This window comes from Acaryochloris sp. 'Moss Beach' (assembly GCF_021497025.1).
In the GTDB taxonomy this organism is placed as follows: Bacteria; Cyanobacteriota; Cyanobacteriia; order Thermosynechococcales; family Thermosynechococcaceae; genus Acaryochloris; species Acaryochloris marina_A.
Genome location: NZ_CP071717.1, coordinates 1,087,835 through 1,105,512, shown reverse-complemented (window position 1 = coordinate 1,105,512; position 17,678 = coordinate 1,087,835). Strand labels below are relative to the sequence as shown.

The 17,678-nt window shown below is 45.2% G+C and carries 14 protein-coding genes and 1 pseudogene; 8 read left to right on the top strand and 7 right to left on the bottom strand.

Going from position 1 to position 17,678, the window contains the following annotated elements; genetic code table 11:
• Positions 1 to 6: 6 nt before the first annotated feature.
• On the bottom strand, positions 7 to 234 hold the full coding sequence (locus HRE53_RS05100; RefSeq protein ID WP_010481866.1) for a ferredoxin family protein: 228 nt from the start codon (positions 232 to 234) through the stop codon (positions 7 to 9).
• 198 nt (positions 235 to 432) lie between these two features.
• On the opposite strand from HRE53_RS05100, the gene HRE53_RS05095 reads away from it, so the two are divergent.
• Together HRE53_RS05095 and HRE53_RS05090 are read left to right on the top strand one after the other, a co-directional pair.
• Positions 433 to 2,355, top strand: a complete 1,923-nt coding sequence (locus HRE53_RS05095) for an ABC transporter ATP-binding protein (protein WP_235109318.1) — start codon at positions 433 to 435, stop codon at positions 2,353 to 2,355.
• A 92-nt stretch (positions 2,356 to 2,447) separates the two neighbouring features.
• The gene (locus HRE53_RS05090) at positions 2,448 to 3,641 is read left to right on the top strand and encodes a hypothetical protein (RefSeq protein WP_396133416.1); all 1,194 of its coding nucleotides are present in this window, start codon (positions 2,448 to 2,450) and stop codon (positions 3,639 to 3,641) included.
• A 100-nt stretch (positions 3,642 to 3,741) separates the two neighbouring features.
• Here HRE53_RS05090 and HRE53_RS05085 read toward each other — a convergent pair whose 3' ends face one another.
• Positions 3,742 to 5,268 (bottom strand): YifB family Mg chelatase-like AAA ATPase, encoded by a 1,527-nt coding sequence (locus tag HRE53_RS05085; protein ID WP_235109316.1) that lies wholly within the window; start codon positions 5,266 to 5,268, stop codon positions 3,742 to 3,744.
• Between the two features lie 415 nt (positions 5,269 to 5,683).
• On the opposite strand from HRE53_RS05085, the gene HRE53_RS05080 reads away from it, so the two are divergent.
• The 3 genes from HRE53_RS05080 (at position 5,684) to HRE53_RS05070 (ending at position 8,081) form a co-directional block, all read left to right on the top strand.
• Positions 5,684 to 6,142, top strand: a complete 459-nt coding sequence (locus HRE53_RS05080) for a type IV pilin protein (RefSeq protein ID WP_235109315.1) — start codon at positions 5,684 to 5,686, stop codon at positions 6,140 to 6,142.
• A 925-nt stretch (positions 6,143 to 7,067) separates the two neighbouring features.
• Positions 7,068 to 7,544, top strand: coding sequence for a type IV pilin protein (locus HRE53_RS05075; RefSeq protein ID WP_235109314.1), 477 nt, complete (start codon positions 7,068 to 7,070; stop codon positions 7,542 to 7,544).
• Positions 7,545 to 7,700: 156 nt separating this feature from the next.
• Positions 7,701 to 8,081: a hypothetical protein gene (locus tag HRE53_RS05070; protein ID WP_235109313.1), complete on the top strand. Its 381-nt coding sequence runs from the start codon at positions 7,701 to 7,703 to the stop codon at positions 8,079 to 8,081.
• A gap of 168 nt (positions 8,082 to 8,249) precedes the next feature.
• Here HRE53_RS05070 and istB read toward each other — a convergent pair whose 3' ends face one another.
• The gene (gene istB, locus HRE53_RS05065; protein ID WP_235109312.1) at positions 8,250 to 9,101 is read right to left on the bottom strand and encodes an IS21-like element helper ATPase IstB; all 852 of its coding nucleotides are present in this window, start codon (positions 9,099 to 9,101) and stop codon (positions 8,250 to 8,252) included.
• A 12-nt stretch (positions 9,102 to 9,113) separates the two neighbouring features.
• Positions 9,114 to 10,667: an IS21 family transposase gene (gene istA, locus HRE53_RS05060; protein WP_235109311.1), complete on the bottom strand. Its 1,554-nt coding sequence runs from the start codon at positions 10,665 to 10,667 to the stop codon at positions 9,114 to 9,116.
• Positions 10,668 to 11,028: 361 nt separating this feature from the next.
• On the opposite strand from istA, the gene HRE53_RS05055 reads away from it, so the two are divergent.
• Positions 11,029 to 11,352 (top strand): hypothetical protein, encoded by a 324-nt coding sequence (locus tag HRE53_RS05055; RefSeq protein ID WP_235109309.1) that lies wholly within the window; start codon positions 11,029 to 11,031, stop codon positions 11,350 to 11,352.
• Positions 11,353 to 11,566: 214 nt separating this feature from the next.
• Here HRE53_RS05055 and HRE53_RS05050 read toward each other — a convergent pair whose 3' ends face one another.
• The 3 genes and pseudogenes from HRE53_RS05050 to pdhA all read right to left on the bottom strand — a co-directional run bounded on the left by HRE53_RS05050 (position 11,567) and on the right by pdhA (position 14,109).
• Positions 11,567 to 12,622: an IS630 family transposase gene (locus tag HRE53_RS05050; protein WP_235107354.1), complete on the bottom strand. Its 1,056-nt coding sequence runs from the start codon at positions 12,620 to 12,622 to the stop codon at positions 11,567 to 11,569.
• A gap of 77 nt (positions 12,623 to 12,699) precedes the next feature.
• A pseudogene (locus tag HRE53_RS05045) lies at positions 12,700 to 12,912 on the bottom strand (NUDIX domain-containing protein); the annotation flags it as partial.
• A gap of 168 nt (positions 12,913 to 13,080) precedes the next feature.
• Positions 13,081 to 14,109, bottom strand: coding sequence for a pyruvate dehydrogenase (acetyl-transferring) E1 component subunit alpha (pdhA, locus tag HRE53_RS05040; protein ID WP_212662489.1), 1,029 nt, complete (start codon positions 14,107 to 14,109; stop codon positions 13,081 to 13,083).
• Positions 14,110 to 14,407: 298 nt separating this feature from the next.
• Between pdhA and HRE53_RS05035 the strand changes: the two genes are divergently transcribed.
• Entirely contained in the window at positions 14,408 to 16,552 is a 2,145-nt protein-coding gene (locus HRE53_RS05035) for an IMS domain-containing protein (RefSeq protein ID WP_235109308.1), read from the top strand.
• A gap of 46 nt (positions 16,553 to 16,598) precedes the next feature.
• Positions 16,599 to 17,657 carry a UDP-3-O-(3-hydroxymyristoyl)glucosamine N-acyltransferase gene (gene lpxD / locus HRE53_RS05030; RefSeq protein ID WP_235109307.1) on the top strand — a complete coding sequence of 353 codons (1,059 nt, stop codon included), beginning with the start codon at positions 16,599 to 16,601 and terminating at the stop codon, positions 17,655 to 17,657.
• Positions 17,658 to 17,678 lie beyond the last annotated feature (21 nt).

Genomic DNA, 17,678 nt, shown 5'->3' with positions numbered 1-17,678 from the left:
CAAGCCTTAAGAAGGGGTTTTTTGCAGATCAGACCGTTCTTCAGCCAGGATGGCACCATCTACAGGGCAAACTTGCTGACAAATTCCACAATCAATACAGGTTGAGAAATCAATCCAATACCAGTCTGTACCAATCACGTTTTTCCCTGGACCTTCGTGGATACATGCCACAGGACAGGCATCGACGCAATCCGCAATGCCTTCACAAACGTCAGTAACAATAGTATGAGCCACGATCGATGTTCTCCCTCGATATAAAATACTTGCCGAAGTAAATGTGTTATCAGGGTAACAGGAATTCAGAAGGAACACACCCTGCTTCTCTAGGCGCTAATAGCTTCTCTTTCCAGCCTGATTAATAGATTTCTGCTTTCCGAAACAGCTTGCTAAAATCACGGTTAATTCCTTCCCAATATTTAGAATGGCTTCTTTATGACTGACCCAATTCTTGAGATCCGGAATCTGCAGGTACAGTTCCAGACCGAAGGACAAACTGTCAATGCAGTGAATAACGTCTCCTTGACGGTGCATCGAGGCCAAACCCTAGGGATTGTTGGAGAATCGGGTTCAGGCAAGTCAGTCACTTCGTTGTCAGTGATGCGGTTAGTCCCCACTCCGCCAGGCAAGATAGTCCAAGGTGAAATTCGGTTCCATGACTCCTCATCTTCCGAGAATGACGTTAAATCAGTGGATTTGCTGCAACTCCCCATGAGTGCCATGCAGGCCTATCGGGGTAGTCAAATTTCTATGATTTTTCAAGAGCCCATGAGCTCCCTCAATCCGGTGTATACCTGCGGGTTTCAGATTGTAGAAGCCTTGCGCTTGCATGAAGATTTGTCCGTATCAGCGGCACGGCGACGAGCTATTTCTCTTCTTCAAGAGGTGAAGCTTATTCCGTCTGATCAAGAATTGCAGCACATCGTATTGGATTCAGCTAACCCAGAGAATGCTTCTCCCGACGATCCAGAGATACAGAAGCAGATCAACCGCCAAAAGCGCTCTTATTTGGATCGGTATCCTCATCAAATGTCAGGAGGACAAATTCAGCGAGTGATGATTGCCATGGCCATTGCGTCTAACCCAGCAATTCTGATTGCGGATGAACCCACAACGGCTTTGGATGTAACGGTACAGGCGACGATTTTGGATTTGCTGCGAGAACTTCGCGATCGCAGACAAATGTCGATTATTTTCGTCACCCATGACTTAGGCATTGTGGCTGAACTGGCTGATACGGTGGCTGTTATGTATCAAGGCAAGGTGGTGGAAACAGGGTCTGCTCAAGAGATCTTCAATAATCCCCAGCATCCTTATACTCGGGGACTTCTTGCTTGTCGCCCTCGCCCCGATCAGAGACTGAAACGTTTGCCAACCGTTGCTGATTTTATGGCAGCTGAAACTCCAGAGGCTGAAATTTCTCCATCAATAGATCAAACGATCGAAGATTCACCTGTTTCTCTGGCTGATGCTGCCCCAGAAATTTCTGCATTGGAGATGCAGGGACGACTAGAAACATTGACTCAACAAAAACCCTTACTGAGTGTCAAAAATCTTCAGGTGTTTTTCCCTGTGAAGGGGATGTTTGGTAAAACAGCTCGCTATGTCACAGCCGTTAATGATGTTTCTTTTGATGTCTATCCAGGGGAAACCTTGGGATTGGTTGGAGAGTCTGGATGTGGCAAGACTACGCTAGGTCGCACGCTAGTGCGGCTGATTAAGCCCACTAGCGGCAGTATCCAGTTTGCAGATCGAGATATTACCCACCTCAAGGGTCGCAACCTGCGAAAACTGCGACAAAATTTGCAAATTATTTTCCAAGATCCTTATAGCTCTTTGGATCCACGTATGAATGTAGGGGCGGCGATTATGGAGCCTATGCGAATTGCGGGGGGGCTCACGGAGCGGATTTCTGCTCAACAAGGGGGCAATACACCGTGCGATCGCACAGCGTATCTCTTAGAACGGGTCGGTCTTAAATCTAGTGACATGAACCGCTATCCCCATGAATTCTCTGGTGGGCAACGACAGCGTATCTGTATTGCTCGGGCATTGGCGTTGAACCCCAAATTTGTTATTTGTGATGAATCCGTTTCAGCATTGGATGTTTCAGTCCAGGCCCAGGTGCTTAACTTACTGAAAGAGCTCCAACGGGAATTTGATCTGACCTATATTTTCATTTCTCATGATTTGAGTGTGGTGAAATTTATGAGCGATCGCATTATGGTGATGAATCGTGGCAAACTCGAAGAAATTGGCCCAGCCGACCAGATCTACCATCATCCTGACGCTGAATATACTCGTAAGCTAATCGCTTCCATTCCAGTCGGACTTCCCACCCAACGAAAATCCGCCTAAATTTCTTGGCCTATGGCGAGGGGGGGGGGTGAACGAACGATTATGATGACAATAAGATCGCCATTCTATTCAAAGTTCAGCACCTCATTTTTATGGATGACCTCGAACTACTACAAGCGTTTGTATCCAGTTATTTATCAGGTCAGTCCACATTACTTTCGAACTCAGATCTCAGAGTTGAGCCGATTAGCGACACTCTGCAACTCCTAGCTAAAACGGAAGGCCTTGTCGCAACAGCCAAGCTAGATGGTGAAAAGCCTTTCACTTCGATTCGCTATAAATCAAGCTTCTGGCCTCAACTGCATGAAGCTATGATTGCGCAAAAATGCTTGCCAATTCGTCAGTCAAAAATCGCTGGTTTTTATGAGTATGAGCCGGTTGAAATTCCTGATCATTATCATGTCCGCTTCACTGATTCTTTAGACTTATTGCAAACATGGTGGAGCTACAAAAAGAGCGATAAGCAACTGGCATTAATGAGCTTGCTAATCCTCCACCGTGGTATTTGGTATCCTATCCGAGATGTTCATTGTGAGCATGGTACCTTAACCATTCAAACCTCTGGTTATCAAACAGAGATTTATCCCCTTGATATGTTAGTTTGGCTGCAGAAAGTAGAGCAACCTACTCCTGTCTCCTCTGTCTTGAAAAGGGATAAAAGCCAGGTGCTCAAATCTGGCCATAACCCTGAGAAATCAGAAAAATATCATGCGAATCACCGACGTGCTGTAGCATCTCACTCACCAGATATTAAACGGATTGGAGGGTACTTAATTGAAGCTGGATTATTGTCTCCAGCTCAAGTTGAAGTTGTTTTATCCGATCAAGAATTAACAGGAATGCGATTTGGAGAAATTCTAGTTTCTCGGGGCTGGTTGAAATCCAAAACGATTGAATTTTTATTCCAAAATGTCATCTTGCCCCATCGCACCTTAGCTAAGAAAGCTGTCGAGACAGCACGTAAAGATGCCGTGGATCATTTAAGACAAAACAATGCTAACCATCTATCTAAACCTGTAAAGTCAAAACACAAACTACCACAATCGACTCAACCGGTAATACCTCAAACCCCCAAGGTTGAATTACAGCAGTCCATTCTCAACGATCCTATCTCAGCTCAGGTTGTGCCTAAACCATCCCCCTCGCGTAAAAATCATCAAGCTGACGTCAATCACTCATCATCAAATCGTTTGCCATCGATACATGATCGCGAAACATTAGCAACTCACGACAAACTCAATCTAGACGATTTACCAGATTGGTTAGAGATGGATACCCCAGACTAGCTCTGGTGTTTATTACACAACAGCTAAGGTTGCTTGCTAGGTACTAAGCCCCTGGAACTCCTCCCTCTCGGCTGTAAGTAGACAATTTGGTACTTCTCCCCTATTGAAGTCGATCAATGGTCCGATATTGAATAGCCTCGGCAACATGAGTTGCTTCTAAATTAGGAGAATTTGCTAAATCGGCAATAGTTCGCCCCACCTTGAGGATCCGATCGGTTGCCCTTGCTGATAGTCCTAGTCGACTAATCGCAGTTTCTAGTAATTGCCGTGTTGCATCATTAAGCTGGCACCACTGGCGCAACTGTTGGCTATTCATCTGAGCATTACTGTGTAAATTTGATTCAGCTTCAAACCGATGAGTCGCCAAGTGACGAGCTGCTCTGACCCGCTCTCGAATGGGAGCCGATTCTTCTCCCTTACTTTGCCGGGTGATTTCTTCAGGTTTAAGACGATTGACAGCCACTTGTAAATCAATGCGATCCATTAAAGGACCTGATAATTTAGCCCAATAGGTTTCCCGTTGACGAGGTGAGCAGGTACAGGCCTGTATTGGATCTGCATAATACCCACAAGGACAAGGATTAGTACTGGCTACCAAGGTGAACTGAGCAGGGAAGGTAACCGACTGTCTCGCTCTGGAAATGCTGACAAAACCATCCTCCAAGGGCTGACGTAAAAATTCCAATACATCTCTTTTGAATTCCGTTAATTCATCTAAAAACAGCACTCCCCGATGGGCTAAAGAGATTTCCCCTGGTTTGGGAAAACTGCCTCCCCCCACGAGTGCTGGTCCAGATGCGGAATGATGGGGAGAGCGGAATGGCCGTTGGCGAAGTAACTGACCTTGATCTCTCAATAAACCTGCCACCGAATGAATTTTAGTAACCTCTAAAGCTTCGTTGAATTCTAGAGGAGGAAGAATACCTGGTAATCTCCGAGCCAGCATCGTTTTTCCACTTCCTGGCGGTCCAACGAAAATAACGTTATGCCCGCCTGCAGCTGCAATTTCCAAGGCTCGCCGGGCATGGGCCTGCCCTTTTACATCCTTCAAATCAAGATGATGCAGACGCTGCACATCATTCGCTGTGTCTTCCTCCTGAAAGGGCTGAACCGCATCAGGATCGTTCAAAAAATTACTCACCTCGGATAAAGACTCAAAGCCATAGACGGATAAGCCCTTAACAACAGCCGCTTCTTTTGCATTTTTGTAAGGTACAACTAAACCCACAAATCCCATTTGTTTGGCAGCAGCAGCTATGGGTAACACACCCGTAACCGGTCTGAGGGTACCGTCTAGTGAAACCTCTCCTAGAAACAAGAAATCCCCTAAGAGCTGGGGATTAACCTGATCAGAAGCCGCTAAGATACCGATACTAATCGGTAAATCGAAGCTTGGACCTTCTTTGCGTAAGTCGGCGGGGGTGAGGTTAATCACGATTCGGCGCATAGGGAACGCCAAACCAGAATTACGCAATGCCGCTTTTACCCTTTCCCTAGACTCTTGCACTGCAGTATCGGGTAGACCCACAATCACGATGCCGGGTAGCCCACCAGATACATCTACTTCTACCCCTACTTTGATCGCTTCAATCCCAATTAAGGATGCACTCCATACTCGAGCCAGCATACGTTGAGTTCCTATAATCCTGATATTCCGACGAATTTTAATGTTGTGTCTGAATTGGTCTTCAATATTTCGTATTTACATCACTCAAGCTTATACCTCAGCATTTATGGTGGTCACGATAATGAAAGAGGCTGATTTATAAGCTCTTAAGCGAGAGTCACGAATTTTCTGATAGCCACCTTTTTGGGGAGATTTTTGGCGTGAAATAGATATTGGAGATTAATCAGGCAGAAATTCCGTATTTTTTGGGAAGCACTTCATTCTCTTGGGAAATTGCATAGGAGATATCTCTGTATATACACTGAACTTTGTTAAAACGGTCTCCAACTTGATATGAAAAGTTTTAGGAATGGGTAATGTAAATTTGGGAGCGAAAAAGACTTGAATCCAATACCCAAAGAGAGACTTTACAACTATGAAGACTAATCTACAAGCCAAACTCATCCAGCACTTCCTAAACAAGAAAGGCAACAAAGGTTTCACTCTAATTGAACTTTTGGTTGTTGTGATTATCATCGGTATTTTGGCTGCTGTAGCTCTGCCTTCCATGCTCAACCAAGCAAACAGAGCCAGACAATCCGCTGCCCAAAGCCAAGTTGGTGCTGTTAACCGTGCCCAGCAAGCCTACCGCTTGGAGTCGCCTACATTTGCGACTACTTATGCACAATTGCAAATCAATGATGCCAGTACCGAAGATTACAATATTATCGTTGACACAAACAACGATTCTGCTGCTGGTGAAACCCAAGCAAATCCCATCGATACTGGTTCAGGCTTACAATTCTATCGTGGTTGTGTTTCTGTTGCTGCTGCAACTGGTACTACCGACTCCTCTATTGAAGAGGATACATCAATAATTAATGCCTGCCCATAATCTATATAGCCTAAGGGTGTTTATAGTCTATCTAATGAATCTCTCAACTGGTTCACTCGTAACTTTATAGACAGCCACGATAAATAATACTAAACAAGACTTCGGGTGGTAATTTCTACCAAACGAAGTCTTGTTTAGTATTTATAGATTAGACCTCTTGCAATATTCGTTTCATGATGTGCTACTAACTCGATTTATGCTGCGATCTGACTTGAAGTTTAATCCTCTACCATATCGTTAGCTGAATTATGCAAGAGGTCTATTTAAGGCTTTGTATTGATATCCATGGACTTTTCGGTTTGGTAAATTTTCTGCTCACTCTTCATGCTGTTTATTAAGCTTGATTGATCATCATATAGATCTGGGATAGATTATGAGAATTACGTTCCAGGTTAATCTTGATTTCAGCTCTGTCTAGTTTAATAATAAAAAACTAAACTCTTCTTAATCTAAGTCTTTTGAATAAAAAACTAATTAAAGTCAGTTTAAGTTAAGCCTATTTTGGAGGTCTTTTTTATGGAAGAAATCAGGCTTTAATTTGAGTGGTAATAAGAATTATAGTCTATCCTGAATTTACGTTAATTATCTATATTTCAAGATTTAACTTATTCAAAGCCGTATTTATGCTGAGGTGAATATAATAATAAAAAGATAGATTAATGATATAGAGATTTTTTTGATTTTGTTGATGGGTTAATGCTTATTGAAATGATTCTACTCAGGGCAGATCGACAAGTTGAAATGTAAGTTTATTTGCTGTAATTATCTTTTTTTGTGTCTTTTGATGTTTGGAGTTTACACGGAAAATCACTTGATGATTAAGCTAAGGATTAAACTTGCTTGAATTATAGAATTCTTAAAAAAACAAAAGATAATGATGTGATTTATGTCATTCACTAGCCAATATTTCAAAGCGTACTGACTAATGTTTTATTATTACTTGAAAATATTATCAACTATTCCTAGATCGAAGGCCCAAAGAGGATTTACACTGATAGAATTGTTGGTCACTATTGTGATTATTGCTATTCTCGCGGGCGTAGCATTACCATCCATGCTTAATCAGGCCAATAAAGCCCGACAATCTGCTGCTAAAAGCCACATTGGTGCCGTCAATCGTGCCCAGCAAGCTTATCGCTTAGAAGAACAAACCTTTGCTAACGATATGGGGTTGCTTGGTATTGGTATTTCTTTAACGACTGATAAATATACTTATTCATTTGGCACTGTAAATTCAACAGTAGCTGAGTTTAGAGCTACCCCAACAGATCCTTTACTGAGTGCCATCACGGGGTGTACTAATGCCAATATTGTTTCTGGGAGTTTAGCAACAACTAGCGTTACACTTGAGGAGCAATCTTTACCAGGTAGTGGGAATATAGCTATTCCTCCAAGTTGTTAAGTTGACAAAAGATAGAATAGACCTCTTGCAATATTCGTACTATTAACTCAAAAATGCCTCAATCTGACTTGATTTTTTAGTCTTCTACCATATCGTTAGCTGAATTATGCAAGAGGTCTAATGACGATAGTGCTTTTAAAATAAATAGTGTTTGATATGTCTTATAAACACTTTCTAGCCAAAATACTAGCTCCAGTACTTGCACTTTCTTGTTCTGGTGTCATCACCCTATTACAACTTTCTAAGGTTGCCTATATTCAAGCTGAAATTTCTCAGGCAAAGCCTAGAGCAGTATATTTGTTAGAAACAGAACAGGAAGAAGCAAATTTGGCTTTAATTAAGCATTTACCAAACTTCGGCTTCGATAATCTTATTGCCGATTGGTCATTTTTGCGATTTCTTCAATACTTTGGAGAAAGTGATGCTCGTCAACAAATAGGTTATGCCTTGACCCCCAAGTATTTTGAGGTTTTCGTAAGCCGTAACCCTCAATTTATACAGCCCTATAAATTCATGTCTCCTGCAACTGCTGCATAATCATGACTTCTCCGGTTGAGTGGCACTAACTTCTCCACCCCCAACCAAAAAAATATTGGCCAACCATTTTCGACAGGTAGATATGGAATTAAGGGTTGCAATTCATAGGCAAAAATTCAGATCTAAATCCATACATATCACGAATGGAAGATCGTGATCTCATCCGGTCTATTCCTCCATCTGTCCCTCCTTTTTTTCATTCCTCTTCTCCTTTTGTGTTTTAAGGGTTGTCTCTCTCGTTGTATTCTCCTCATCTGAACGGTTAATACTCATTTCTCCTTCTGGCTTCTGGGTCAGCTTGCTGGTCAATTTCCTCATGGATTCTCCTCGAAGCAAGACCTTCATCGCATCATGGATAATCCGGTCGAGGATGGCATCGGCCAGAGTGGGATCTTGAATTTGTGAGTGCCATTGCTCCAGGGGCATTTGCGTGGCAAATAAGCAGGAGGCTTTGCGAAACCGCTCGTCTAAGATATCGAGCACTTCTCTAGCCTCAAAGACAGATAGAGGATCTCTAAGCCATTCATCCAGCACCAGTAGATCGTAGGCCGCTAATTGTTTTCGGAGTTTTGGATAAGACCCATCTCCTTTGGCCAGCTTCAACTCCAGAACGAGATCAGCAGTTTTGATATAGCGGACGCTATGGCCTTGCTTACACAAATGATGGGACAATACGGCCGCCAAGAAAGACTTCCCAACGCCCGTCGGTCCCAGGATGATCAATGACAGATTTTCCTGGAGCCAATGACCTTGAGCAAATTCAAGGAACTGGATTTTACGAAGTCCTCTGGGCACATCGAAATCTACTGCATCTAAGGTGGCGTGCACCGGCAGTCGAGCTTGCCTCAGTCGGCGTTGCATCCGTTGATTCTGACGCCGGATGTATTCGCGCTCTACCATCAAGGCCAGTCGTTCATCGAAAGACAGATCATGATAGGTGGGCATCGCCTGCTGTTCTCGCCAAGCTTCGAGTATGCCGGTGAGTTTCATTTGTTGTAGCTGTTCAATCATTGCTTGCATCGCTGTCTTCCCCTACGTCGCTTGATAATATTCGGACCCTCGGACATTGGCATGGTGAATAGGAATCACCTTATGGGTTTCATCCGGTAAGGGGTCTGATTCAAGTTTGTTTTGGAGCATAGATTTGAGATAGCGTTGGCCCACCATCCCCATAGCATTAGCCCGATTACAGGCGGCTTCCAACCTTTCAGCACCATGGGTTGTTCTTAGATGTTGCACCCCTTTCAAAGCACGAAACGCCTGTTCATCATGGGCTTTCTTCTCAAAGATATCTATCACTTGCTGCTTCGTCGCTGGTCCAACATTCTGGGCCCAAGCCAGGAAGGTCTCTCTCGATTGGGTTTTGTAAGCCAAATGCGCTGGTGGCATATGCCCCTCTTCAGTGGAATGCTGAAACGGCAAGCTAGAACGTTCATGTATCGCAATGCGCTGATGGTCATGAAAAATCTGCACCAAAGATTCCGTAATCTTGACGGATACTGATTTCCCCACATATTCATAAGGGACACTGTAATAGTGGCGGTTCACCTCAATGTGGTAATCAAAACTCACTTTCGCGGTTTTAAATTCGCCAAACTCAAACGCATGGCTGGGCAAGGGTCTGAGTTCTGGTTGGTCCACTTGCTCAAATAATTCTCGACGGGATAGACCATAGGATTTCATGGTCCGATGGTTGAGTTTCTCCAACCCTGCTGCAATCGCTTCATTCAGTTGCTTGAAACTGGTAAAGGTCTGGTCTCTCAAGGGTGCGAGAATATGACGTTCCACTTGCTGCACCGCATTCTCCACTTTGGGTTTATCCCGAGGGCATTTGGGGCGAGCGGGCAAGATGATCACGTTGTAGTGTTCCGCAAAGTCTTGATAACTCCGATTGATACCGGGCTCATAACGGCACGGATCTGTGACTCCTGACTTGAGGTTGTCTGGAACGATAGCGACCGGCACTCCACCAAAGAAGGCCAATGACCGTTGATGAGATCCGAGCCAGTTCTTGATGGTTTGGCTTTCGGTCGCCTCTGCATAGGTGTAGTTACTCGCTCCACAGCAGGCCACAAACACTTGAGCTTGAGTGACCTCACCGGTTTTGGGATGGACCACCGGCACGGTCATACCACAGTAGTCTACAAAGATTTTTTCCGCTCCCTTGTGGGTCTGGCGCATGGATAGCGAGTGCTGTTTTTTCCACTTGCGGTATCGACGGCAAAAGCCACTATAGCTACAGTTCCAATCCCCTCTCTCTTTACCTTCCATCCACAGTAGGCCGAGGGTGACCCCTTTACGTTGCATCTCTCGATGCACATACTCGAAGTCAATCGCAGGCTTCTTACGGGAGGACTGACGTTGACCTTTTCCCAGCAGATGCTGGATATCACTATCACTTAGTCGGCTTAACTGGTCATAACTGAGGGATTGACCCTGAGCACGATGCAGATAGTCTCGGACAGCGGTACGGGAGATGAAGCAGCTACGGGCGATCTCCGATTTATTGTGGCCGAGTTCATGTAAGCGAATAATTTCTCTAAATTTACTCATCGACAGGGTTGCTCCTTGACGTTTATAGGCCATTGCCATCTCCATTCCTCTGGCTAATGCACAGAAGTTTAGAGGATGGCCTGGCTAGGGATAATGACCTGTCGAAATGATGGTTAGGGGGGTGGAGAAGTTAACTGCCACTTATCCGGTGAAGATAACTTCCACAAGGGTGGAGAAGTTTATTGCCATTTGACTGGCGAAGATAACTTCCACAGGGGTGGAGAAGTTACTGCCATTCGACCGGAGAAGTTACCCTCCCAAGGGGTGGAGAAGTTACTGAGAATATGCAGCAACTTCGCTTTTTGCGGGACGGCCAGATCAATCAGTAAAGCTTATAGAAAAAGGTTTAAAATCTCTCTTTCCTAAGACTTCGCCAGATGCTTATTCATTGTGGGTGTCTAAAGCTTCAGATGAGTTATTATTTCTGGGTGATAACCAAGCAGCTATAAATTCTTATTTGAACGCTGCCCAGTGGGCCCAAGATAGCTCAGAGCCTGGTGCTAAAAGAATCGGAGCTATTGTTACAAAGACTGCTGAATTCCTGAAAAATAACCCTGATAGCAAGAATGCACGAATTAGTGCTTGGCTGATGATATTAAATAACGTACCTGATGAGGAGTCTCGTCAGCGAGCTATAGCTGAAATACGTGCTTTAGGTGGTCAGATCACTGTCACAAAGCAAAATACACTTAAGATCCAATTTCCTGAAGAAGAGTAAGAATAAGCGAAGGGATTTTAACTGGTTTCAAGCTGTAGCGTAGGTCTTTTTTTATAGAAGTAGTATTGCTGATAGTCATTTAAAATTTGACTATGGTCAAAACAAAGGTGTTGGGGAAGCTGCCACGTTTCAAATAGTTTTAGAGTCTTAGCATCATCTGCGGCTTGTGGTTCACCGATGGCTTTTGCAATAAATACTAAACTGAGAGTATACTCTAGACGGCTAAGATATTAACTTCTTTAAAAGACTGAAACTTGAGTGATAGAAGGCTTGTTAGTTTCGCCTTGTGCTCTCCATTGCATTGATCAATGCAATGTTGAATGGCCCCTTTGAAAGAGTGAAAATCGGCATAATACTTCGAGTAGAGACATTCCTTGCGCACAAAGCGCCAAAGCCGCTCAATCAAATTCAAATGGGGTGAATAGGAGGGCAAATAGACTAACTCAATATCGACGATCTCAGCAAAGTCAGTCACCAGCTGGCATTTTTGATATCGGGCATTGTCTAAAATGACGCTGATGGGTATGACTGGGTCGAGTAGTGCCAGCTTGGCTAGCAACAGACACATGCTATGAGAGTTGATGTAGGTGTGGTTGGTGATACTGGTGACTTCTTTGGTGACAGCGTTGAGTGCACCCAGAACATTGAATCGTTGACGGCCAGAAGGAGACGGGATGAAGATCCGACGAAGGCACCAGAGAAACCCCAGATAAGCCCGGTGAACAAAATGAGCAGCATCCACAAAAAAGACAAGACGCTCTTGGCGTTGAGCTTCCTCTAATAAGGGTTCAAGGCGAGTTTGTCGAAACTGCTCTTGCTCCTCAATTTTCTCGGGCAGACTCGACTTTCCCGGCACATACCCCACTTTTCGATAGCGACAACCAATGCGCTTGAGGAAGGCTTTGATCTGGGTTGGAGAACGCTTAATGCCTGTCAATTGTTCAATGACTGCTTGGGCTTCTGCACTGGTGCGGGGCGGGTGGTGCTCAAAGTAGGCTCTCACACTATCGCTATGAGCATTGAGTGAACTAGGTTGACCTTTGTATTCCAGGGTCTTCAGTCCTTCAATTCCGCCTTGTTGATACTGACGAAGGGTTTTAGCTAAGGTCGGACGACTAATCTGACAAAGCTGACAAATCTGGGCATGGGGAAGACCCTGACTTTTCAAGTAGAGCACTTCCATCCGTCGCTGCACCCGTGGGTGAGGATGATGATAGCGTTCGTAGTTGAGGTGTTGGATTTCCTCTGCGGTGAAATCAATTTTAATCATGCAAGTAAGAGAGTAGGTGGGGGATACTCCCAGTGTGCCAAATCTCTCCGCTACTATGTTAAGTCACAAGTCGTCTGCAGTATATGCTGACGTAAATCTCGATCTGGAGATGAATAAACGTGAAATTGTTCTAGCAAATCGACTGATAAACTGGTTTCTTCTTGAGCTTCTCTGATTGCTGCGGATTCCATGGACTCTCCATAATCAACAAACCCCCCTGGTAAGGCCCAACCATAGGGTGGGTTTTTGCGCTCGATTAAGACAATAGGGCGATGTGGTCTATCCCACATTTCAATGATGATATCGACTGTAGGGATAGGGTTGCGAGGAGGCACTCAATGACACCTAATTCTTTGCTTTACTGCAATAGTTTTTGATAGGAGGCCCCTGGTTGAAATCACACCTTATATTTCAGATGCTTGGATAAATTGGGTGTGTCACCAGGTAAAAAAAGTAATCTAATCATCTACGAAAATATATTTGTAGAGATCTTCAGGCTTAGGATCAGGACTTTCCTCAGCGAATTGAACGGCTTCTTCTATCAAGGTTTGAATTTTCTTGTCAATGTCGAGTAACTCTTGCTCTTTAACAAGTTTTTGATCGACTAAGTAAGACTTAAATTTTGTGATCGGGTCGCGGGCTAACCATTCTTCTTTCTCTGTTGCAGATCTCAGTTCATCTGGATCGGCAAGGGAGTGACCTCTAAAACGATAGGTCAATGCTTCGATTAAGGTGGGACCTTCACCTGCACGGGCTCTAGCAATGGCTGCTTGGGCTACTTCATGGACAGCCAATACATCCATGCCATCAACTTCAACCCCTGCCATGCCAAAGACTTTTGCTTTTTTGTAAATCTCAGTCTCTGAGCTAGCACGTTCATGGGCCATACCAATTGCCCACTTATTATTTTCCACGACGAACAAGATAGGCAATTTCCAGAGAGAGGCCATATTTAGGCACTCAAAGAACTGGCCATTATTACTAGCGCCATCCCCAAAGAAACAGGCTGTGACGTGATCGGACGCTGCATCCCCCATCGCTTCTCGACGATAGCGGCTTTGAAATGCCACTCCAGTGGCAACGGGAATCCCTTCTGCGACAAAGGCGAAGCCACCGATCAGGTTATGCTCTGAGGAGAATAGGTGCATGGATCCTCCCCGGCCTTTGCTGCAGCCAGTCTCTTTGCCAAATAGTTCAGCCATGACTTGTCGAGCTGGGACACCTGCACTCAGGGCATGAACGTGATCCCGATAGGTACTGCAAATGAAGTCATCTGGGCGCATGGCCTTGGCAATGCCTGTAGAAACAGCCTCTTGACCGTTATAGAGATGGACAAAGCCAAACATCTTGCCCCGGTAATACATCTCGGCACATTTATCTTCAAAAGCCCGTCCCAAAACCATATCCTCATAAAGGATAAGCCCCTCATCATGAGTAATGTTGATGGTAGGGGTGGGAAATTGGGGTAGAACTCTTTCTTGAACCATTGATGTATAGTGTCCTCAGTTGGGGTGATGTTGCCAAGGCTTAGTTAATTGAGCCACCTGTCAGGGTCTAGTATTTGGGGATGCTTAGATTTCAATAATCCAACATCATAACTAACAAGGAGTAGCTGATATTTGTCAACCTTCTTGTTAAGCTGCTATGAATGTACGTTGCTGAACCTCTATAGAGTATACGTTTACAAGCAGCAGGTTATGATATTTTCAAGTGCTTTGCTGTCTTGTATTTTCATCACTCATCTGTTGTTCACGTCCGGTAAATGGCTCACAAGGATACTGAATTGTGCGTATTCCTTTAGATTTATATCAAATATTGGGTGTGCCAATTCAAGCGACACCAGAGCAAGTTGAACAGGCATTTGCCGATCGGTGTCAGCAGCTCCCCCGTCAAGAGTACTCTAAATCAGCAATTGCAGCTCGAACACAGCTATTGCAAGATGCCCATGCTGTGCTGTCTAATTCCGATGCACGCACTGCCTATGACCAGTCTATTTTAGCGGAATCTGCCCCTCCAGATATAGGGAGCATGGAACTGCAAGAATCTCAGTTGGTCGGTGCTTTATTGCTTTTGCAAGAGCAAAGTGATTATGAGCGAATTGCTCACTTAGGAGCAGAATATCTAAAGCGTTCTATTGATCTCAATCGTTTACCATCTGCGAACAATGGCTCTGATGAAGATGTCATCTTAGCGATGGCGTTAGCGAATTTAGAAGCAGGACGAGAATGTTGGCAGCAAAAGCAGTTTGAAAAAGCTTCGGATGTTTTGCAGTCTGGTTTGAAGTTGTTGACTCAAGAGCAATTGTTTTTTGCGGTACAACGAGAAATTGAATTGGATTTATATAAGCTTCGCCCCTATCGAATTTTGGAATTGCTGGCTGAGCCTGAAGGGGATATAAATAAGCGACAGCAAGGCTTTTCTCTTCTCCAAGTTATGTTGGATGAACGGGGAGGAATTGATGGGCCGCAAGATGATCTGTCAGGATTGAGCGTTGACGATTTTCTGCGATTTATTCAGCAGTTACGATGTCATTTAACGGTAAAAGAACAGCAAGACCTTTTTACAAAAGAGAGTGAACGCCCGTCTGCGGTGGCAAGCTATCTATTGGTTTATGCACTAGTTGCTAAAGGCTGTTCCCAGGGAAAGCCGGAGTTTATTCAGCAGGCAAAGTTAGCGTTGACAGAGTTGGCTGATCGGCAAGATATTCAAGTCGAAAAGTCTATGTGCTATTTGTTGCTAGGCCAGCCGGGGGCTGCAATTCAGACCCTTCCCTTGAGTCGAGACCAAGAATCATTAGAGTTTATTCATCAGTATTCTGAAGGGTCTGAAGATTTAGTTCCAGGCTTGTTCCTATATACAGAGCGCTGGTTACAGCAAGAAGTTTATCCCTACTTTAGGGATCTTGCTGACACCCAAGTTTCTTTGCAGAGTTATTTTAATGATGAGCATATTCAGGCTTATCTGAATGGATTAGCACCGGAGCCTGTGTCGCCTCGGATGCCCGCAGCAACAACATCTGCAGATTTACCTCTATTGGCCAAGCAAGGGAGCGACACTCTTAGTTCTGCTCGAGAAGGACGTCTTTCTACCCAGGCTGCCCATCGCCAGGATGTAAAACGTTCAAGACCTCAAGGGAAACAGCCGGTACCGACTCAAAACGTTACTCCTTTGGCTGCTGTGAAGGGGCTAGACGGCAGTCCAAAACGACCTATCACGCCAATAACACCTGCCTCTGCACCAAAGGTTGAGTCGAGTGATGATGGCCGACGGAATGAAGGTGTCTCTAAAGCTCGACGCCAGCGATCGCAACTTCAATACCGCCGCTGGTTTTTTGCAGCAGGGGCTGTAGCACTGGTTTTATTAGCCTTATTTGGCCTCATCAGTCAGTGCTCTCGCCAAGAAGACCCTGTGCCAGGTGTAGAGAATCCATCTCCTGAACCGGTCAGCCCTGACCCCATTCCTACTCCCGCGAGCCCTAGTGTAAGCCCGACGGCCAGTCCGCCAATCGCCATTCCAACGCCTTCTCCTGCGCCAGCTACTAGTGAAGAAATCACGACAACGAGTGCTCGGCAAATTATTCAGTCTTGGCAATCGGCTAAAGCTGAGGCAATGGGTAAAGATCACCAACTGGCTTCCTTGGACAAAATTTTGGCAGAGCCCAGCTTATCGGAATGGAAGACGGGTGCTCAATCGGATCAAGCGAATCGGATTCATTTGGAATATACCTTTGATGATCTGAAAATTAATGCGATTAAGCAGCAGAGCCCTACTGAAGCTACTGTCGAGGCAACGGTGACCGAGACGGCGAAGGTTTTTGAAGGGGGGCAACAGACAACCGATGCTTATACGGGTGATACCTATCGTGTCCGCTATCAGCTTGTTCGGGAACAGGAGCAGTGGAAGATCAAGCAAATGAAGGTGCTGAATTAAGGGTTAGAAGTCTGAGTCAGACGGGAGTGGAGGGATTACCTCAATTATGAAGTTGAGTGAGCTGATTGAGCGGCTTGCTATCACGCCTGTAGCAATGAGTTCTCCCTTAACCGATCCAACTTTGCATGGATGTGCCGCGCTGGATCAGGCTGGCCCTGGAATCCTTAGCTTTGTTGAAGGAGCACACCGGGCTCACCTGATTGAAAAAACTCAAGCCAGTGTCTTGATTTTGCCCCCTGATGCTGACTTACAGGCTCTGGCCACTTCTAGGGGGATGGCTTGGTTTGCGGTAGAACATCCGCGATATTGGTTTGCCCGAGCCCTGACCTGTTTTTATCAACCTTGGCGATTGCCGTCGAACTGTCATACCACCGCTGTTATTGATGCTGAAGTCCAAATAGGAGAAGGTGTGGGGGTTGGAGCTCATGTGGTGATCCATGAGGATGTCAGGTTAGGAAATGATGTGCAAATTTTCCCTAATGTGGTGATTTATCCAGGGGTAACGATTGGCGATCGCACCCTTCTCCATGCCAATTGTGTGATTCATGAGCATACGAGTATTGGGGCTGATTGTGTCATTCATAGTGGAGCAGTGATCGGGGCAGAAGGATTTGGGTTTGTCTCTATCGTGGATCAAGCTCGTCGTTGGTATCCAATGCCCCAATCGGGTCAGACGATTCTTGAAGATCAGGTTGTGGTGGGCTGTAATACGACTATTGATCGGCCAGCTGTGGGCGAGACTCGTATTGGTGCAGGGACGAAAATTGATAATCTCGTCCAGATTGGCCATGGCAGCCAGATTGGAGCAGATAGTCTAATTTGCGCTCAGGTCGGTTTGGCGGGGGCAACGAAGTTAGGGCAGCAGGTGATTTTGGCGGGACAAGTGGGTATCTCGGGGCAAGTCACCTTGGGGGATCGAACGACCGTTGCTGCCCAGAGTGGGGTTCACCAGTCTTTAATGCCAGATTCGAAGGTAGCGGGCTATCCAGCGATTAATCACCGGCTATGGTTACGGGCAATGGCGGTGGTCAAAAGGTTACCCCAGCTGGTCCAGAGAGTGAGGGTGCTAGAACAGAAAATTGCCAAGCTGTTAGGGTCTCATTAACCTGCAATTTGCTTGGATGTC

Excerpts from the sequence above, each read along its gene's own strand:
- HRE53_RS05095 (WP_235109318.1), top strand. The coding sequence starts at position 433 with ATGACTGACCCAATTCTTGAGATCCGGAATCTGCAGGTACAGTTCCAG.
- HRE53_RS05090 (WP_396133416.1), top strand. The coding sequence starts at position 2,448 with ATGGATGACCTCGAACTACTACAAGCGTTTGTATCCAGTTATTTATCA.
- HRE53_RS05085 (WP_235109316.1), bottom strand. The coding sequence starts at position 5,268 with ATGCTGGCTCGAGTATGGAGTGCATCCTTAATTGGGATTGAAGCGATC.
- HRE53_RS05080 (WP_235109315.1), top strand. The coding sequence starts at position 5,684 with ATGAAGACTAATCTACAAGCCAAACTCATCCAGCACTTCCTAAACAAG.
- HRE53_RS05075 (WP_235109314.1), top strand. The coding sequence starts at position 7,068 with ATGTTTTATTATTACTTGAAAATATTATCAACTATTCCTAGATCGAAG.
- HRE53_RS05070 (WP_235109313.1), top strand. The coding sequence starts at position 7,701 with ATGTCTTATAAACACTTTCTAGCCAAAATACTAGCTCCAGTACTTGCA.
- istB (WP_235109312.1), bottom strand. The coding sequence starts at position 9,101 with ATGCAAGCAATGATTGAACAGCTACAACAAATGAAACTCACCGGCATA.
- istA (WP_235109311.1), bottom strand. The coding sequence starts at position 10,667 with ATGGCCTATAAACGTCAAGGAGCAACCCTGTCGATGAGTAAATTTAGA.
- HRE53_RS05050 (WP_235107354.1), bottom strand. The coding sequence starts at position 12,622 with ATGATTAAAATTGATTTCACCGCAGAGGAAATCCAACACCTCAACTAC.
- pdhA (WP_212662489.1), bottom strand. The coding sequence starts at position 14,109 with ATGGTTCAAGAAAGAGTTCTACCCCAATTTCCCACCCCTACCATCAAC.
- lpxD (WP_235109307.1), top strand. The coding sequence starts at position 16,599 with ATGAAGTTGAGTGAGCTGATTGAGCGGCTTGCTATCACGCCTGTAGCA.